Origin of the sequence: Streptomyces sp. GMY02, assembly GCF_019056675.1 — a bacterium.
Taxonomy (GTDB): domain Bacteria; phylum Actinomycetota; class Actinomycetes; order Streptomycetales; family Streptomycetaceae; genus Streptomyces; species Streptomyces odonnellii.
In genome coordinates this window covers 7389219-7406643 of the sequence record NZ_CP077658.1, presented here as the reverse complement: position 1 = coordinate 7406643, position 17425 = coordinate 7389219, and the positions used below count along the sequence as shown (strand labels likewise).

17 protein-coding genes, 1 tRNA gene and 1 pseudogene are annotated in these 17425 nt (G+C 69.9%); 5 read left to right on the top strand and 14 right to left on the bottom strand.

Annotated elements, in window-relative coordinates; translation table 11 throughout:
• Positions 1-55: 55 nt before the first annotated feature.
• The 8 genes from KQY30_RS31615 to KQY30_RS31580 all read right to left on the bottom strand — a co-directional run bounded on the left by KQY30_RS31615 (position 56) and on the right by KQY30_RS31580 (position 7124).
• On the bottom strand, positions 56-1567 hold the full coding sequence (locus KQY30_RS31615; protein WP_217311425.1) for an alpha/beta hydrolase: 1512 nt from the start codon (positions 1565-1567) through the stop codon (positions 56-58).
• A gap of 210 nt (positions 1568-1777) precedes the next feature.
• Positions 1778-2533 carry an urease accessory protein UreD gene (locus tag KQY30_RS31610; protein WP_217309965.1) on the bottom strand — a complete coding sequence of 252 codons (756 nt, stop codon included), beginning with the start codon at positions 2531-2533 and terminating at the stop codon, positions 1778-1780.
• Positions 2530-3207, bottom strand: a complete 678-nt coding sequence (ureG, locus tag KQY30_RS31605; RefSeq protein WP_217309964.1) for an urease accessory protein UreG — start codon at positions 3205-3207, stop codon at positions 2530-2532. Before ureG ends, KQY30_RS31610 begins: the two co-directional genes overlap by 4 nt.
• Positions 3208-3303: 96 nt before the next feature.
• Positions 3304-4008 carry an urease accessory protein UreF gene (locus tag KQY30_RS31600; RefSeq protein ID WP_217309963.1) on the bottom strand — a complete coding sequence of 235 codons (705 nt, stop codon included), beginning with the start codon at positions 4006-4008 and terminating at the stop codon, positions 3304-3306.
• Positions 4008-5729, bottom strand: coding sequence for an urease subunit alpha (locus tag KQY30_RS31595; RefSeq protein WP_217309962.1), 1722 nt, complete (start codon positions 5727-5729; stop codon positions 4008-4010). Before KQY30_RS31595 ends, KQY30_RS31600 begins: the two co-directional genes overlap by 1 nt.
• Positions 5722-6033 carry an urease subunit beta gene (locus tag KQY30_RS31590; protein ID WP_217309961.1) on the bottom strand — a complete coding sequence of 104 codons (312 nt, stop codon included), beginning with the start codon at positions 6031-6033 and terminating at the stop codon, positions 5722-5724. The genes KQY30_RS31595 and KQY30_RS31590 overlap by 8 nt, the downstream gene beginning before the upstream one ends.
• Before the next feature lie 13 nt (positions 6034-6046).
• On the bottom strand, positions 6047-6349 hold the full coding sequence (locus tag KQY30_RS31585) for an urease subunit gamma (RefSeq protein WP_217309960.1): 303 nt from the start codon (positions 6347-6349) through the stop codon (positions 6047-6049).
• 136 nt (positions 6350-6485) lie between these two features.
• On the bottom strand, positions 6486-7124 hold the full coding sequence (locus tag KQY30_RS31580) for a TetR/AcrR family transcriptional regulator (RefSeq protein WP_217309959.1): 639 nt from the start codon (positions 7122-7124) through the stop codon (positions 6486-6488).
• Between the two features lie 191 nt (positions 7125-7315).
• Here KQY30_RS31580 and KQY30_RS31575 point away from each other — a divergent pair, with 191 nt between their 5' ends.
• A complete protein-coding gene (locus tag KQY30_RS31575; RefSeq protein ID WP_217309958.1) occupies positions 7316-8323 on the top strand; it encodes an ABC transporter permease in 1008 nt (335 codons plus the stop codon).
• A 108-nt stretch (positions 8324-8431) separates the two neighbouring features.
• On the opposite strand, the gene KQY30_RS31570 is transcribed toward KQY30_RS31575, so the two are convergent.
• Entirely contained in the window at positions 8432-8734 is a 303-nt protein-coding gene (locus KQY30_RS31570) for a type II toxin-antitoxin system Phd/YefM family antitoxin (RefSeq protein ID WP_217309957.1), read from the bottom strand.
• 379 nt (positions 8735-9113) lie between these two features.
• The gene (locus KQY30_RS31565; protein ID WP_217309956.1) at positions 9114-9392 is read right to left on the bottom strand and encodes a hypothetical protein; all 279 of its coding nucleotides are present in this window, start codon (positions 9390-9392) and stop codon (positions 9114-9116) included.
• 212 nt (positions 9393-9604) lie between these two features.
• On the opposite strand from KQY30_RS31565, the gene KQY30_RS31560 reads away from it, so the two are divergent.
• Together KQY30_RS31560 and KQY30_RS31555 are read left to right on the top strand one after the other, a co-directional pair.
• Positions 9605-10072, top strand: a complete 468-nt coding sequence (locus KQY30_RS31560) for a hypothetical protein (protein ID WP_217309955.1) — start codon at positions 9605-9607, stop codon at positions 10070-10072.
• Positions 10073-10269: 197 nt separating this feature from the next.
• Complete coding sequence (locus KQY30_RS31555) at positions 10270-10473, top strand: hypothetical protein (RefSeq protein WP_217309954.1); 204 nt, start codon at positions 10270-10272, stop codon at positions 10471-10473.
• Positions 10474-10525: 52 nt separating this feature from the next.
• On the opposite strand, the gene KQY30_RS31550 is transcribed toward KQY30_RS31555, so the two are convergent.
• Both KQY30_RS31550 and KQY30_RS31545 read right to left on the bottom strand, forming a co-directional pair.
• A tRNA-Ala gene (locus KQY30_RS31550) sits at positions 10526-10599 on the bottom strand.
• A 336-nt stretch (positions 10600-10935) separates the two neighbouring features.
• Positions 10936-11496, bottom strand: a complete 561-nt coding sequence (locus tag KQY30_RS31545; RefSeq protein WP_217309953.1) for a peptidase inhibitor family I36 protein — start codon at positions 11494-11496, stop codon at positions 10936-10938.
• Positions 11497-11986: 490 nt separating this feature from the next.
• Between KQY30_RS31545 and KQY30_RS36820 the strand changes: the two genes are divergently transcribed.
• Positions 11987-12514 (top strand): hypothetical protein, encoded by a 528-nt coding sequence (locus KQY30_RS36820; protein ID WP_254407404.1) that lies wholly within the window; start codon positions 11987-11989, stop codon positions 12512-12514.
• Positions 12515-12955: 441 nt separating this feature from the next.
• Here KQY30_RS36820 and KQY30_RS31535 read toward each other — a convergent pair whose 3' ends face one another.
• Together KQY30_RS31535 and KQY30_RS31530 are read right to left on the bottom strand one after the other, a co-directional pair.
• Positions 12956-13774 (bottom strand): isocitrate lyase/phosphoenolpyruvate mutase family protein, encoded by an 819-nt coding sequence (locus tag KQY30_RS31535; protein WP_217309952.1) that lies wholly within the window; start codon positions 13772-13774, stop codon positions 12956-12958.
• A gap of 1966 nt (positions 13775-15740) precedes the next feature.
• The gene (locus tag KQY30_RS31530; RefSeq protein WP_254407402.1) at positions 15741-16742 is read right to left on the bottom strand and encodes an AraC family transcriptional regulator; all 1002 of its coding nucleotides are present in this window, start codon (positions 16740-16742) and stop codon (positions 15741-15743) included.
• Positions 16743-17009: 267 nt separating this feature from the next.
• Between KQY30_RS31530 and KQY30_RS36810 the strand changes: the two are divergent.
• A pseudogene (locus KQY30_RS36810) lies at positions 17010-17207 on the top strand (HNH endonuclease); the annotation flags it as partial.
• Between the last annotated feature and the right edge of the window lie 218 nt (positions 17208-17425).

Sequence of the window (17425 nt, the reverse complement as noted above, 5' to 3'; positions counted from 1 at the left end):
CGGTCGCCCCAACTCGTACTCGATGCTCCTGCTGGGCTACGCGTACACGTCGGCCTTACGGCTTCGGCGTGGCGTGCGGACCGCACGTCACATCGGCGCTGTCCAGCGCGCCGGTCAGCAGATAGGCCTTCACCCGGTCGTTGATGCACGGGTTCACCAGGTTGGTGATGCCGTGCGAACCGGCGTCCCGCTCCGTGATCAGGCGCGAACCCGCGAACCGCTTGTGCAGCTCGACGGCGCCCTCGTACGGCGTGGCCGCGTCACGCGTGGACTGCGTGATCAGCACCGGCGGCAGCCCCTTGCCGGTCTTGACCTGAATCGGGGTCTGCTGCTTGACGCCCCAGGTGGCGCACGGCAGGTTCAGCCAGGCGTTGGACCAGGTCAGGAACGGGTGGTCCCGGTGCAGCCGGGTGTTGTCCCGGTCCCAGGTCCGCCAGTTCGTGGGCCACTGCGCGTCCGCGCACTCGACGGCCGTGTAGACGGCGTTGCCGTTCTCGGCCGAGGCGTTGCCCTTGGTGTCGGACAGGTCCGGGGCCGCGGCGTCGACGAGCGCCTGGGTGTCACCGGCCAGGTAGTCGCTCCAGACCGAGGCGACGGGCACCCAACTGGAGTCGTAGTACGGGGCGCTCTGGAAGAGCCCGAGCAGCTCGGCGGGCCCGACGACCCCGCCGATCGGGTTCTTCTTGGCGGCGGCCCGCAGCTTCTCCCACTGCTGCTCGACCGCGGCGGGGGTGGAGCCGATGTGGAAGGCCGCGTCGTTCTGGGCGACCCACTTCATCCAGTCCTGGAACCGGGTCTCGAAGGCGACGTCCTGGTCCAGGTTGGCCTGGTACCAGATCTTCTCCTTCGACGGGTTGACCACACTGTCGACGACCATGCGGCGCACATGGGTCGGGAACAGCGTGCCGTAGACGGCGCCCAGGTACGTACCGTACGAGACGCCCAGGTAGTTGAGCTTCTTCTCACCGAGCGCGGCCCTGATGACATCCAGGTCCCGGGCGGTGTTGGGCGTCGTCATGTGCGGCAGCATCCAGCCGCTGCGCTCCTTGCAGCCGTCCGCGTACTCGGCGGCGAGCTTGCGCTGGGCGCGCTTGTCGGCCTCGCTGTCGGGGACCGGGTCGAGCTTGGGCGCCTTGACGAACTCCTGCGGGTCGACACAGGAGATGGGGGTCGAGCGGCCGACCCCGCGCGGGTCGAAGCCCACGAAGTCGTACGCCTTCGCCGCGTCCGCCCAGATGGCGTTCTTGGTGACGACCCGGCGCGGGAACGCCATGCCGGAGCCGCCGGGACCGCCCGGGTTGTAGATCAGCGCGCCCTGGCGCTGGTCCTTGGTGCCCGTGCTGGCGATACGGTCGACGGCGAGCCTGATCTGCCGGCCGTTCGGCTTGGCGTAGTCGAGCGGGACGTTCACATAGCCGCACTGGATGGGCTTCTCCAGTGACCAGTCGGCCGGACAGTCCTGCCAGTCGATGCCCGCCTTCGCGGCGCGTTCCGCCGCGACCGTGGCGCCGTACGCCGCGGGGTCGCCGTGGTGGCGTCCGTCGGCGTTCGCCGCCGGAGCGGCCATGGCGCCGGCTATCAGCGTGCCCGCGAGCAGAGTGCCGGCCGAGCCGAGCACTGCGGTGCGTCTCAAGTGGAACCTCCCCCTGTTGTGTTTCGCTGCCTGCGGCAACGCGTTCAATGGGACTCCCCGGGATCCTTTCGTCTGTGGCGTCGCCGCGAACAGGCCATACCGGCATTTCTTTACCGAACCAATAACCGGTACGGGCTGTCCCGCTCAGCGGTACTCGGAGGTGTGCAGCGCCTCGTCCAGCACGCGGCGCAGCCGCAGGGCGTCCGGCGCGACGGCCGTGATCAGGACGGCGGGTCCGGCCAGCGGGGTGAGTACGGCGGTCTCGCCCAGCAGCCGCGGGGAGGCCGGTTTCTCCTCGAACTCCGTGCCTACGAGCAGGAGTTGGCCGACCGCTCGATGGCCGCCGAGGACCGCTCCACCGTCCCAGCCGGCGGGGGCTCCGGGGCCGTACGAAAGCTCCTGGTCGAGGAGCGGGCGGCCCGCGCGCAGCACGGTGAGCCGGGTCGAGAGGGTGCCGGGCGCTTCGCCGTGGCGGCCCAGGATCTGTTCCTCGCGGAGCAGCAGGCGCCCGGTGGCGGCGAGTTCGACGCGCGTACGCATCCGGAGGTCGCTGCCGTAGGCGGAAATGAGCTGCTCCGGCAGCCAGTTCAGCTCGGCGCGCTCGCCGACGGTCAGCCGTACGTCGTAGTGGGCGGGCCCGCCGTCGCGGCCCGGCAGGGCGACCGTGGCGGCGGCGGAGTCCACGGTGAGCTGGGCACCGTCCCGTACGTCCGCCTCGATCGCGAGCCGGTCGCCGCCGAGGGGCGCGCTCATCGCGCCGACGACGGTGACCCGGGCGCCGGGTCCGGTGGCGCGGGTCCGGCGCAGCGCGAGCGGTCCCTCGCCCGCGAGTACCGGCAGTCCGGTGGGGGTCGCAACGATACGGGCGGTGGCGCGGACGCCCGTACGGCGGGCGCTCACGCGGTCCAGTCGGCGAGGCGCCCGAGCACCCACTCCGTGACCGGCTCCACACCGCCCGGGGCCTTCAACGAGGTGAGGGCGACGGGCAGTTCGCCGCGCTGCTCCTTGGCGTCGCGGGCCATCCTGCCGAGGTCGGAGCCGACATACGGAGCGAGGTCCGTCTTGTTGATGACGAGCAGATCGGCGGTGGTGACCCCGGGGCCGCCCTTGCGCGGGATGTCGTCGCCTCCTGCCACATCGATCACAAAGATCTGCGCGTCGACCAGGCCCTTGGAGAAGGTGGCGGTGAGATTGTCGCCGCCGGACTCGACCAGGATCAGATCGAGCGGCCCGGCCGTGTCCTCCAGATCCTCGACGGCTTCGAGATTGGCGGAGATGTCGTCACGGATCGCGGTGTGCGGACAGGCTCCGGTCTCCACGGCCTGGATGCGCTCGGGCGGCAGAACGGCTTCACGGAGCAGGAACTCGGCGTCCTCGCGGGTGTAGATGTCATTGGTGACGACGGCGAGCGAGAGCCGGTCGCGCAGGGCCCGGCAGAGCGCGGCGACGGCCGCGGTCTTCCCCGACCCGACGGGCCCGCCGAGCCCGATCCGCAGCGCGCGCCGCCTGCCGTCGGGCCGCACGGCATCCGCGCCGACGGCGGCCGGGCCCTGGTGACTGTGGTCGATATGCATGGAGCGACTCCTGTCGGGACTGTACGGAGAGGGGCCGGGGTACGGGGCGGGGATACAGAGCCGGAGGTACGGGGCGGTCCCCCGCCGGGGCGTCGGTCATGAGGCGAACAGCCTCACCGGCCAGGCCGCGTGGGTCTCCGCGCCGATGTCGAGCAGCGGCGCCGAGGCGGCGGGCAGCGCGTCGGTGCCTTCCCGCTCCGCCTGCCGCGCGTACTCCGCCGCCCGGCCCGCGACCCGGTCGAGGTCGGGTGCGAGGCGGGCGAGGACGGCGGTGGCCTCGAAGGGGTCCAGGCTGAGGAGCCGTACGGCCGCGGTGGCGGGCCCGCCGACCGTCTCGTACACCGCGCAGTGGGCGGCGTCCTCGAGGCTCAGCCCGGCCGAGCGCGCGGTGAGCCCGAGCACCACCGGCTGGTGCGCCCCGCGCGGCCGGGCGGCGGCGAGCGCGTCCAGCTCCGGACCCGGCCAGGTGGCGCGGGCGGCGCGCATGAGCTGCCGGCCGAGCCTGCGCGCCGTGGCCCGCAGCGCGGGTGAGGGCGTCCGGGCATCGGCGGCCTCGTCCAGCACCAGCGGGTCGAGGCCCAGGGCCGCCGCCGCGGCCAGCGCCGCCGCGGTCAGCCCGGCGGTGTGCAGCCGCCCCCGGCAGAACACCGCCAGGTCCCGGGCGTCGCGGATACGCCCCGCCCTGACGGCCGCCTCGGCGCCGCCCGAGTGGGCATGGCCGCCCGCGGGGAACCGCCCGTCGGCGAGCACCAGCAGCGCGGCCCGGCCCGCGGACACCGGAGGCGCGCCCGGGGTGCCCATCAGAACAGGAAGTAGCGCTGGGCGAGCGGGAGTTCGGCGGCGGGCGCCGGCTCGACCGGCTCGCCGTCGATGGATACCGTGAAGGTGTCGGCGTCGACCTCGACCCGCGGCAGCGCGTCGTTCTCCCGCATGTCGGCCTTGGTGATCCGCCGGGTGTTGCCGATCGGCACGAACTCCTTGGCCAGACCGAGCCGTTCGGGCAGCCCGTCCTCAACGGCCGCCGGTGCCACGAAGTTGACCGAGCCCGAGGCCGCCGCCCGCCCGAGCGCCCCGAACATCGGGCGCGGCAGCACCGGTTGCGGGGTCGGGATGGAGGCGTTGGCGTCGCCCATCTGCGCGTACGCGATCTGTCCGCCCTTGATGACAAGCTGTGGCTTCACCCCGAAGAAGGCGGGATCCCAGAGCACGAGATCGGCGAGCTTGCCGGTCTCGACCGAGCCGATCTCGTGGTCGAGGCCCTGGGCGACCGCCGGGTTGATGGTGTATTTGGCGACATAGCGGCGTGCCCGGTGGTTGTCGGCGCGGCCGTCGCCGGGCAGCGCGCCGCGGCGCTTCTTCATCACATGCGCCGTCTGCCAGGTGCGTGTGATCACTTCGCCGACCCGGCCCATGGCCTGGGAGTCGGAGGAGATGATCGAGATCGCGCCGAGGTCGTGCAGGACGTCCTCGGCCGCGATGGTGGAGGGCCGGATCCGGGACTCGGCGAACGCGAGGTCCTCGGGCACGGCCGGGTTGAGGTGGTGACAGACCATCAGCATGTCGAGGTGTTCCTCGATGGTGTTGACGGTGTGCGGCCGGGTCGGATTGGTGGAGCTGGGCAGTACGTACGGCTCGCTGACGACGGTGATGATGTCCGGGGCGTGCCCGCCGCCCGCGCCCTCGGTGTGGTACGCGTGGATGGTGCGTCCCGCGACGGCCGCGAGGGTGTCCGCCACAAAGCCCGCTTCGTTCAAGGTGTCCGTGTGGATGGCGAGTTGGGCACCGGACTCCTCGCAGACGCTCAGACAGGCGTCGATGACGGCAGGCGTGGCGCCCCAGTCCTCATGGATCTTGAACCCCAGGGCGCCGCCCCGCAGTTGAGAACGCATCGCCTCGCGCGACATCGTGTTGCCCTTGCCGAGCAGCCCCACATTGACCGGGAAGGTCTCCAACGCCTCGAACATCCGGGCGAGATGCCAGGGCCCGGGGGTGATGGTGGTGGCCTTGGTGCCCTCGGCCGGTCCGGTGCCGCCGCCGACAAGAGTGGTGATTCCGGTCGCCAGTGCCTGCTCGACGACGGTCGGCGAGATGAAGTGGACATGCGCGTCGATCGCCCCGGCGGTGACGATCTTCCCGTTGCCCACGATGACTTCGGTCTCGGGCCCGATGACCAGATCGGGGTGGACGCCGTCCATGGTGTCGGGGTTCCCGGCCTTGCCGATACCGGTGATACGGCCGTCCCGTACCCCGATGTCGGCTTTGACGATGCCCCAGTGATCGATGATCAGAGCACCGGTGATCACGGTGTCGGGCGCGCCCTCGGCCCGGGTCGTACGGGACTGGCCCATCGACTCACGGATCACCTTGCCGCCGCCGAACACCGCCTCGTCCCCGGCACGGCCCGGTCCGCCGGAGCGGTCCTCCTCGATCTCGACCAGCAGATCGGTGTCGGCGAGACGGACCCGGTCGCCGGCGGTGGGGCCGAAGAGATCCGCGTACACGGCGCGGGACAGCTCAGTCATCGAGGGACCCTCCCGTCTCGCCCCGCAGGCCCGGTACGACCCGGAGACCGGCGAGCGGTACGAGCGCGATGTCGACCGGGATGCCGGGTTCGAAGCGTACGGCGGTGCCCGCGGCGATGTGCAGCCGCTTGCCGCGCGCGGCGGCGCGGTCGAATTCCAGGCCGGGGTTGGCCTCGGCGAAGTGGTAGTGGGAGCCGACCTGGACGGGCCGGTCGGCGGCGTTGAGCACGGTCAGCCGGGTGACCTCGCGGCCCTCGTTCAGGACCACGGGCTCGTCCGCGTACAGGATTTCTCCGGGGATCATCGGCGTGCCCTCCTCAGACGATCGGGTCGTGGACGGTGACGAGTTTGGTGCCGTCCGGGAAGGTGGCCTCCACCTGCACGTCATGGATCATCTCGGGGATGCCGTCCATGACGTCGGCCCGGGAGAGCACCTTCCGTCCCGACGCCATGAGTTCGGCGACCGTACGCCCGTCCCTGGCGCCTTCGAGGATGTGCACGGTGATCAGGGCGACGGCCTCGGGGTGGTTGAGCCGCAGTCCCCGGGCCCTGCGCCTGGCCGCGACATCCGCGGCCACATGGATCAGCAGCCGTTCCTGCTCGTGCGGGCTCAGTTGCACGCTTCCACCTCATCGTCTCCGGCCCGGTGGCGGCCGGGCGCAGCGGAACCCCGGCCGACGTCGGTGCTCTGCCGGATCACGACCGGGATGCTCGTGGTCCGACCTCGCACGGTAAGGCGCACGTTTTTCCGGCGCGTTAACTGATCTCCCGCACGCCCATCGACATTAGACCCCGCACGCCGTTCTGGAGCACCTCGACGGGCACCTCGCGGGAGCCGTCGCCGAACAGCGCCTGCTGGGCGGCGAATCCCTGGCAGGTGGCGATCATGGTCCTGGCGACATCGGCCGCGGGGATGTCCGCCCGCATCAGTCCGGCCTCCTGATACGCCTCGACGACCTTGATCCAGGCCGCGCGCACACTCTCGTACCCCTCGCGCAGCAGCGCGGCCAGCTCCTCGTTGCGCAGCGTCTCGGCCCACACCTGGATCATCAGACGCGCGAAGCCGGCCGGGGTCTCCCACTTCGCCACGACGGCACCGCCCAGGACCCGGCTCATCACCGTGCCGACCACGACGTCCGGCGGCTCGGGCGGCCGGCGCAGCGCGGCCTCCTCGAAGGCGTCCCTGATGAGATTCAGCACCTCGGTGACGATGGCCCCGATCAGCTCCTCCTTGCCGCTGAAGTAGCGGTAGACGGCGCCGGCGGAGAGGTCGACCTCGCGGAGGACGTCCTGCATCGACGTGGCGTGGAAGCCGTTGCGGGCGAAGCAGTGCGCGGCGCCCTCGATGATCTGGCGGCGGCGGGCGTCGAGGTGTTCCTGGGATACACGGGCCATGGACGCCAACGTAAAACGAACATTCCTTCTTGACAAGCGACGGGCAGGCGGAGACAGTGGCGGCACAAGCAAAACGAACGATCCTTCTTTTTACGTCCTGGCCCTGCCCCTTCCCGGTCCAGCCGCTTGCCGGCCCGGACCAGCGGCCCGGGCCGTTCCCCCTCCCGACGAACCCTGAATCGAGGCGCAGCATGTCCGCTCCGGCCCCGTCCGGTACCGCGACGACACGGCGCATGATCGCGGTGCTGGTCCTGGTCCCCGTCGCCGTGGCGCTGGCCCTGTGGGCCTTCGCCTGGCCCGCCGCCCGGATCGCCCCGCGCGACCTGCCGGTCGGACTGGCCGGCCCGACCGAGGCCGTGGCCCCGCTGGAGCGGGGGTTCGCGGAGCAGGCGGGCGCCTTCGAGCTTCACCGGTACAAGGACGAGGCCGGCGCCCGTACGGCCATCGAGAACCGGGTCGTATACGGCGCGGTGGTGGTCACCCAGCAGGGGCCCCGGCTGCTGACGGCGACGGCGGCGAGCCCGGTGGTGGCCCAGTTGCTCACCCAGGCGGTGACCGCCCGGGCCCCCGCCGGTACGGAGATCCCGGTCACGGATGTGGTCGCGGCGCCCGCCGGGGATCCCCGGGGCAGCGCGCTCGGGGCGAGCGCCCTGCCGATGTCGCTGGCGGGGGTCGCGTCGGGCGCGGTGGTGACCCTGCTGGGGCTGCGCGGCACGCGCGCCGCGTTCACCCTGGTCGGCGCGGCGGCGCTGGTCGGGATCACCGCCACCGCCATGGCGGACAACTGGCTGGGGGTGATCACCGGCGACTGGTGGGCGCAGGCCGGGGCGTTCGGGCTGACCGTCCTGGCCATCGGCGCGGCCGCCGCCGGGCTCGCGGCGCTGGTCGGACAGGCGGGGCTCGGGATCGCGGGCCTGCTGATGGTGCTGCTGGGCAATCCGTTCTCGGGGATGACGAGCGCCCCCGAGATGCTGCCGGAGCCGGCCGGCCTGATCGGGCAGTGGCTGCCGCCGGGAGCGGGCGGCACGCTGATCCGCTCGGTGGCGTTCTTCGACGGCGCCGCGGCGGGGCCCGCGCTGCTGACACTCGCGCTGTGGGCGGTGCTCGGTCTGGCGGCGGTGCTGGTCGGCGCCCGCCGCCCCGGGCCCGCCCCCGCCGAACCCGCGACCCGTACCCCGGAACCGGCCCTGGCGGGCTGACACGGCGGCATCAGCCCTCGATCACCGGACAGGCCCGGACGGCCCGCCCGGTGATCGAGGGCTTTTCCGTCGAGGACTTCTCCGACCGGCCCTCGCTCCGGACGGGACCTAGTCCCGGTCCGGCCGGTGCTCCGCCCGGTGCTCCGAAGGCCGGTGTTCGGCCGCGATACCGAAACGCCGCCGTTCGCCCGGAGCGGACGGCGCGGGCCGGATCGCGGAGACCGCGCTGATCACCCGCTCCTCCGCCACCTCCCGCTCCGTTTCGAGTCGCTCCAGGTCAGCGGCGGAGACCAGCGCGACAAGCGGCTTCCCGTGCCGGGTCACGACCACTCGCTCACCGCCGTACACCACACGGTTGATCAGATCGGCGAGCTCTGCCCGGGCTTGCGTCACCGGAATCTCGTAGGCCATGCTCCCTAGCCTATGCAGTGTCCGCCTGGTCCACCGTGGTCCGTGGCGACAGCGGATATCCAAGCACCAGAGGCTCCCGCGCGCTCCTGTGCGCTCTCGTCTGTGAGAGATACGTGAGACGAGGTGAGACGAAGAGCTGTCTGGTCGCACTGAATCCCGACGGGTCTCCGGTACAGCGGAACGCCCCGCTCGGCCGGCCCTGCGCACAACTCCGGCCGGGCGGGTGCTCGCCCGTCGACGCACCGGAGGCTGGGCGGATCTCCGCCCAGCCTCCATATCGGCAAGCCGTGGTGGGCATCATGCGTGCGGCGTGATCCCGGCCGTTTACATCGCCCATCGTCTCAGGGGTACTGACTCGTATGAGACGGCCCGCGCCGCCCTACGCGGAGGTCCTGGCCACCGAGGAACACGCAGTCCCCGCCGTAATGCGCCGCTGGTGGATGACCGCCATGCTCAACAGCGCCGCCCACGCGTCCACCACCGACGCCAACTCGCCGGTGTCGGTGGCCGGAGCGGCCTCCAGCAGTACCCCGACCGCCTTCACCAAAGGGTGCCCCGGCTCGCGAAACTCCTTCGGGTCCAGGCCCCGGCCCCACCGCGCGGCGGATCGTGCGGGCGTACTGCACAAGGCAGGAAGGAGGCCCAGCCTGAATGCCACCTTGAAGACGGTAATCGGCGGGCAGCTCGTGGAGCTGCCTGGCGCCCGGCCGACAAGGCCCGTGCCGCATTGCACCATCAACTACCAACCGGACAAAGCGATCAGAGCTCATCCATGTCGTTGTGTCAGCTGCTGTCCGGCTGGGAATCGGACGAGTTGCTACTGCTTCGTGACGGATGCCCGTAACTGGTACGAGCCGAACTGGAGGGACCATGCGGTACTACACAATCCGGTATACGAGATGGACGGTGAGCTGGCGCCTGGCACCGACGGTCCGGGGTGCGGGCTTCGTCATTGCTGCGGCCTGTCTTGGTGGCCTCGGCTTCGGCGGGTTCTGGGGATCACTCCTCGCCTACTTAGTCGTGGCCAGTTGCAGCGGCGCCGTCATTGGGCTTGCTCTCACGATCGGCAACGGCGTCAGGCTCCTGCTTCCGGGGCGGCCAGCCCCCGTGATGGTTGTGGTCGCGTTCGGCCCCATGGTCCTCGCCGCCACCGCCCTGCTACGTGTGCTGGTCTGGCTTGCCGACCTGGTCGGCTTCCATGCCGATCCGCCGCCCGCAGGCAGCCTCTGGACCGGAGGCCTCATCGTCGGTACCACCATGCTCATCAGCGCCGTCATACCGGAGATAGGGATCGATGGCCACGGGAACCACGGAAAGTATCCTGAGGACGACGACTGAGGGCACGTCGGGCAGCGGGTCGCTCCAGGCGGTGGCGGACGCAGCGTCGGAGATGGGCGCCTTATATGGTTCTGGTCCGGTCTTGCGACCGGAGCGAACGTCGGGCAGCGACGCCTGGCTCATGCGGCGCACGCCCACCCCGTCGGTAGACCGCGCACTTACGCGATGAGTGCGAGACCGGTACCGACTGCACCAGCATGTCCGTGATCGCCTCCGACGATGTCACCGGCGACGGCCTCGGGGAGATCATGGCGCGAAGCACCAACCCCGATGCCTTCACCACCGCCCACGTCTCCTCACCGCCCGCGCCGGCAACAGCGTCATCCTCGCCGTCCGCGCCGCACAGTGACTCTGTCCGCGAGAACGGGCTCTGGCACAACTTCTGTGACTGGGCACTCTGAGTCACGGCTGGGCGTTTCCACGTTGTACGAAGCTGCTGGAGAGCGAGCGGAATGGGGCCGACCGGATTCGAACCGGCGTCCTCCCACATGCGGTGAAGGCGCGACAACCACTGCGCTACGAGCCCCATTCGGCCAGGGATCATACGCGCCCCTGCACTCCGCCGCATCGCATATTCAAAGGCAACGACGGCTCACTCGACGTGACGCCACCACAGAAGTTGACTGGCACCCCGATCTGAACAGGCTGGAGTTGGCAGGGGAGACGCTGGCCTGCGCGGCACCGGACTGGCTGGCCGAGGCGGTGCCCGTTCGGGAATGGGCCGAACGCTACGGCCCGCGGACCCACTCCTGGCATCCGCCGGCTTCCACGCGCAGACGATCGGGTCGCAACGCGAAGCGGTCCACCGACTTCTTGTCGGCAGACCGCCCGCGAATGATCAAGGCTGGGCCGACGGCACAGCCTCAGAACAGAAGGATCTGGTCAATCTTGTCGTTGTAGTTTCCGCTGCACACGAGGCGGTCCTCCTGCGTCAGGTCCGGCGAATAGCCACGCCCATCGGCATGGAGATAGTCGCTGGTGCAGCCGTCGAGCAGATGAGCGTTCGTCGACCGGTTGTTGTAGAAGCTGCTGCCCTGGTTTGCGAAGCTTGGAGTGAGGTCCTGCAGATAGTGCATACCTGGCGCCCTGCCCTCGACGCGTCGGCCGGCGTAGTTCTTGTCTTCCCAGATGCAGAAATACCCGCTGCGGCAGTCGTCCCATGCGCTGACTCCCACATCGGACGCGGGGCCGGCCAGGCCCTCTGCGTCGCGGTAGGCGGCATCGTCGTCGTAGCAGCGGTACTCGCCGTAGGTCTGCTCCACGCAGACCGTGGCCCCCTCCCAGCTCTTGGACATGTCGATGCTGCGTCCCTTGTACACGGCCTGGACGCCGCTGCCGTCCTTGGCCTGCGGGGCATTGTCCGCTTGAGCCGCGGTGACCGTCCCGCCCAGGAGCACGGACGTGGACAGAACGGTCAGTGCCATGCGTAAAGCTCGAATATCTCTCCATTCGTTGCTGCCGTGGAAATCAACCTACTGTGACGCAAGGCCGCTGTCCTTGACGGTCCGTCACCACATCCTTGACACTCAGTTCACACGCCGACCAGGCACGGCAGCCCGCTCGGGCGGTTGGCGTTCGAGCTGTAGCGGCCACTTGCACCGTGGGTCAGGGGTAGGACGCCGGGGCACACGCCTGGGGGCGCGCAGAGCGGTACTGCCTACAGCCCTGTCCTGTACGTGCCCTGCGCGTAAGGTATTTCGGCAACTCGAATGCCCCACTCCGGCATGAAAGTCGACGTTATCCGATGTCCGACGGTCAAGGCCACCGTATTGACCCCTCGGTGGAGCCGCAAAGAGTGTCGATCACGAATCAAGCAGGACCAAATGAAGTTGCCGAGAGTACGTGAGTCAAGGAACAGGTGCTGAAAGTGGCTCGGCCACCTCCAGCACCCCCTTCACCGCGAAGAGGCTGGCCATGACTTCAGAGCACAATCTGCTGTGGCGCCGCTGCACTTTCATCGGGCGCATTCTCCTGCCGCTGGTGGACCAGGAGCTATGGCGGCGGCCCAGGCGCCACGAAAACCTGAGGGCATGGGGTATCGACACAGCGGAAGGCGAGCGCCTGATCGAGGTCCTCACAGCCCTTGCCATCCACTCTGCAGCAGTCGACGCCACGGCGGTTGATGCGTTACCTCTGCGCACTGTGGCAGACGCAGCAACCGGCAAGCGTGATGTGGAGCTTCTCGCAGGACTCCCGGATACATTCTCCGAGAGTCGCGACGAACAGGCTGTCAGTCTTTTACGGCTGTACTCCTACAAAGGCGGCCAGGAAAGCCGCCGCCTCTTCCAGCTCACCAGAGAAGTGCGCCATGCGTTGCTCACTCTCGCCCAACGCTCACGAGAGACACAGCCCAAGTGCGGCGAGCTCTTCCATTGGGCCAAGGACGCCGGGCTGCTGCTCGAGAGCGAGAAAACACCGGGCCTAGGCTCAGAGCATGCCTGAACTGGCGCGTATATCACCCCGGAGCTGGGCAGGCACGTGGCTTCGATGCGAACTCCGGTCGGCAGACTGTGTGCCCGGAGTCGTCGGCCTGGGTGACGAAAACCCGCCTGGAGCAGATCCAGGTTATTGAGGCCGCCAACGAATCGGCCGGCCGTACGGTCGTCCGCTCCCTGCGGATCCTGCCGCCCAGCGGTGTGCCCGCGCCGCCCAAGTCGGCCGACGCAGATCCGGCGCCCGCGCCCGCAGACCGCGCCGGACGACGCGCCAGCCCCGCTCGACACGGCCCGTACGTAGCGGCGCCGCCAGGCCGCAGCGACCGAGGCTGCCGCCGCATACGGGGCGTTCTCGGCACACCGTCCGGCGTGCCGCACCCGCGCGTGGCACGCCAGACGCCCTGCCACGCGGCTCGGGCAGGATGGCAGCGCCTTGACTCGACCAGGGTCAGTGGGGCTCGGAGAACAGTGCGTTGAGTTCCGGGAAGGCCATGCCCTCGGCGAGGGAGTCGTAGTCGCCGGTGCCGAAGAGCTCCTGCGCGGTGCGGCGGGCGGCAGCGTAGGCGGCCTGTGCCACGCCCGAGCCGAGGCTGACGCGAGCCACGCCGAGGGTGCCGAGCTCGGCAACGGTCGGGGCGCCGGGACCGGCCATAACGTTCAGCGGTACAGGAATGTTCCTGGCCAGCGCCGTGATGGTGGCGGTGTCGGTGACGCCGGGGACGAAGATGCCGTCCGCGCCCGCATCAACATACATGTGTGCCCGGGCCAGGGTTTCCTTCAGCCGGGTGTCCGGGTCGCCGAGCCCGAACAGGAAGGTGTCGATACGGGCGTTGAGGAACAGGTGCGCGCCTGCCCGGTCGGCGGCCTGCCGGGCCGCGGCCAGCCGCATCGCGAGTTCTGTCGGGGGCCGGGTGCCGTCCTCGATGTTGACACCGACGGCGCCGACATCGAGCACCCCGGTCACAGTCTTGGCAACGCTGGTGGCATCCGTCCCGTACCCGCCTTCGATGTCCGCGGTAACCGGAACCGCGACGGCAGTGACGATTCGGCCGACCAGTTCCAGCGCCCGGTCGCGGCTAATGGAATCGCCGTCGGGGGAACCCAGCGACCAGGCGACACCGGCACTGGTCGTGGCGATCGCCGGGGCGCCCGCGGCCTCGATGACGCGGGCGCTCGCAACATCCCAGGCGTTGGCGAGAGCCAGGGGTACAGGTGCGGTGTGCAGGGAGCGGAAGATATGGGCGTTGTCCGGCTGTGTGATCTTCATGGACGCAGTCAAACATCGACTTCCGCCCACCGTCTGGCAGGAATCCGACGCAGACGTCGACTTCGAAACCGACGCACATGCTCCCTACCTCCGGAGTCAACTCCCGAAGGACTTCCGGAGCCGGCAACCAAGCCCGCGCTGAGCGTACGAACCGTCCGAGTGGCCGGGTTACGCCGAGGCCGCCCCGTGCCGGTCGGCGCAGGGCGGCCCTTGTCCGGTGCCGGTCAAATCTCGACGAGATGGTTGGCGAGGCCCAGGGCAGCGGTGGCCACTCCGAGCGCGGCACACAGGCCGGTCAACTCGTGGGGGGGACAGATCAGATGCGCCCAGCTGTCGGGGGCGTTGGGCCGGGCGGCGAGGAGTACCTCGGTGCTCGGCAGGCCCAGGCGGGCGGTGACATCCCAGCCTGTGCGGGATGTGCGTTCCCAGCGCAGTTGGATCCGGCCAGGAGGCAGTTTTGGGGTGTTCGGCGGGCGCCAGATCCTGGCCGTGCCCGGGGCGCGGGCCTGGACGGTCGGTCACGACGCCCGGGAGACGGTCCTCAATGCCACGCCGGACGATACGACGCTGATGGCCGCCGGGCACTGCCTGGCCAGCCCTGCCGAGAGACGCGCCGCGCTGGCGGCGGCCCGCACCGGGGATCCGCGGCACGCCGTACGTCTGCCGGGCTCCTTCCTGACGCTGCGGTGGAGCGGGGGCGTACTGCGGGTCGCCGGTGACCGGGCCGGGGTCGTGCCGGTCTACTGGTGCCGGCGGGGCGGGGTGGCCTGGTGGTCAACGGCCGGTGCTCCGCTGGCCGCGCTGATCGGTACAAGGCCGACGGCCAGACGGCGGACGGTACGGGAAGAAGACGCGATGGTACGTGCGGTTCCTCTTGTCAATCCGGCGGAGTTGAAGTGCCAGCCGAGAAGGCGGTGGCTGTCCTGGACGACTGGCCGAACTTGCTTTCCGGTGCCGACAGTGTCTGGGAGTGAGACGCGCCACCCGGGATCTCCTCGACGCCCTGAGCCGTTTGGAAGCCCTGGGACAAGCCCCGTTTCCCGTGGGTGATCCCGCCCCGCCCCCGCCTCCACCAGAACACCACTCGCTGTCGCCGGATGGGCCCAGATGGGCATCCAGCTCAAAGACGAGGACATCGTCTGGTCTCCACCCGACGACACCCAGCACGAGACGACCCCCGGCATGTGGATGCTGGCCCCACGCCTGCGGCGGGAGTCGCCGCGAGGTTGGTGGCCTGTCGCTCGCGAGAACTTCACCCGGCGAGACTGGCCGCTGTAGGACACTGGCCGGGACACCCCCGCAGAGGAGGAGCCGTGACAGCTCAGCCCGAACAGCCGCCCGTCGGCCTCTGTCGGGGCCAGGCTGCTGGCAGTGAGGCATGGTGCTGCGGGCCGCCACGGCAGCAGGCATCCGTTCGCAGGGCTGACCCGCCGCCGCGCCGCCACTCAGCTTCTGTCCGCCATCTCCTCCGGTCGGCATCGACGCGGCCGGGCCGGCACGGCCGACGATCACAGCCGGGCCCGCCGGTGTGCCGTGCGGCCGTGACAACACCCCGGAGACACGCGGCAGGCGGGCTGCGCCTCGTCCTGGGTACATGGGACAGCCGCCCCATGCGCCCGGGACCCCGGGCGCCGAAAGATGCGTGTGTCCGGAGAGGCCGGACGTGATCAGGGAGGATGAACATGAGGAAATTGTTCGGTGCCACCGTCTCTGTGGCCGCCACGGCGGCGTGTCTGGTAGCCTGCGCAGGCGGCGTCCCTGCTCGGCGCGCGATGATGCTGCCCACTGAGGAGTCAGATGATCCACTGTCCCTTCCTGCTCCGTGTGACGCAGGTCGGGCAAGCCGACTGACCACTCTTGCGGGCGGATGAGCCGTTCGTGGTTGGGTGTCGGCACGGGCGTGGATGATCCAGGCCAGGGCCGCACACCCGCCAAGGCCCGGCGGCAGTCTCACTCTCATGACAGTTCAGTGCGCGGGACCGGCCGGGCGGCAGGTCGCGTGGCGGTAGTCCCTGGGGGGCATGCCATACACGGAGCGGAAGGCGCGGGTGAAGGCAGCATGGTGGGAAAACCCCCAGCGCAGTCCTATGTGGTGGACCGGGATGGCGTGCTGGGCGGGGTCGGCCAGATCACGGCGGGCCGCTTCCAGCCGCTGGTGGCGGATCCAGGCGGCGACCGTGGTGCCTTCGTGGTCGCTGTCGTGGGCATGGTTACGGAAGAGGCGGTGGAGGTAGCTGGTGGAGATGTGGTGCGCCGCCGCGACGGTGGCCGGAGTCAGCTCTTGATCGTGCAGGCGCTGCCGGATGTGCGACCGGATGCGCAGCATCAACGTGCGCTGCGGCGTTTCGGGGGAGAGCGCGGTCTCGGCGTCGAGGTGATGGGCGAGTACGGCCGAGAAGAGGTCCGTCAGGACCGTCTCCAGCCGTGGCCCGTCCGAAGGCCGGTAGCAACCGGTGTGCCGGGTGAGGCCGGTGAGGAAGGACGTGAGCAGAACGCCGATTCCCTGCTGCCCCGGCAGCCGCCGGTTGACCACCCGGTTGACCTGGTCCGCAGGGAGCGGTAGGAGTGCCTTGGGGAACTCGACTCCGATCATCTTGATCTCTCCGTGGTCGTCGACCACCTCCACCTCGTAGGGCTGTGACGTGTCGGTCATGTGCATCTCGTGGGGGCCGAACTGCCGCCCGGTCAGCATGCAGCGCTTGGTGCCCCGCAGCATCAGCGTGAGGTGGTACTGCTCAGGATCGCTCTGCCGGATCAGCCGGGGCGTCCGCCACATACGCGCAGGCTGGACCGTCGCGGGCCACACACAGAGCCGGCCGAGCCGGACAAGACGCATCTCCGCCGAGAAATCGATCGCGTGAGCACTGCTGAGGTGGGCCGGCGCGTGCACATTGGTCATGTTTTCGCGCATAGCCTCGAACCGGTGCTCTGCGGGCACATCGACCGTGCGGAATATCGTCTCGATCACTCGGTCCCCCGACTCTGATGTGACAACGAGCCTGACGGAGCAATGCAGTTGCGGGTACCCCAGCCAGGCTCCCGGTCTGCCTGAGGCTACCTGGGTCCACTTCCAAGAGTCCACGACCCCTAGCGTGGCCCCCGCCTCGCTTCCTCGATCCGCGCGACGCCACCCTGGGTCGGCCTCGGCCGCCGCCCGGGCCGCAGCGACCAGTCCGGCCTTCATGGTGAGGAACGCAGCTACGGTGTCGCCGCGCAGGCTACGAGCAGCGGGTTCTGGGTCGACGCCGACCGGAACGGCGGCAACACACGGGCCGAAGTCCTCAAGGCCGAGGCCGTCGAAGCCCCGCAGCAGGGCCCGAACTGTGCTCTCAGCGGGGGTCGTTGGTATTCGCCGTACGACGACGTGTACTTCACCGAGGCGCGCGCTCTCGACATTGATCACCTTGTCCCGCTGGCGGAGGCCTGGGACAGCAAGTAGGCGGAGTTGGGCCCGACGCATCATTCTGCTCCCGCGTGCTGACGGCTTGGGGCAGGTGGGGGATGGGGCTGTCGCTCGTCGAGGTGACGGTGGGTGAGTTCTGACCTGCGGCGGGGCATTCAACGCCACGATGTTGCATCTGATGCAACCCTCGGAGGTGGCGTTGAGCGGGGCGAGTTTGCCGGGGGCGATCCGGCTCGTGCGGGCGGCGA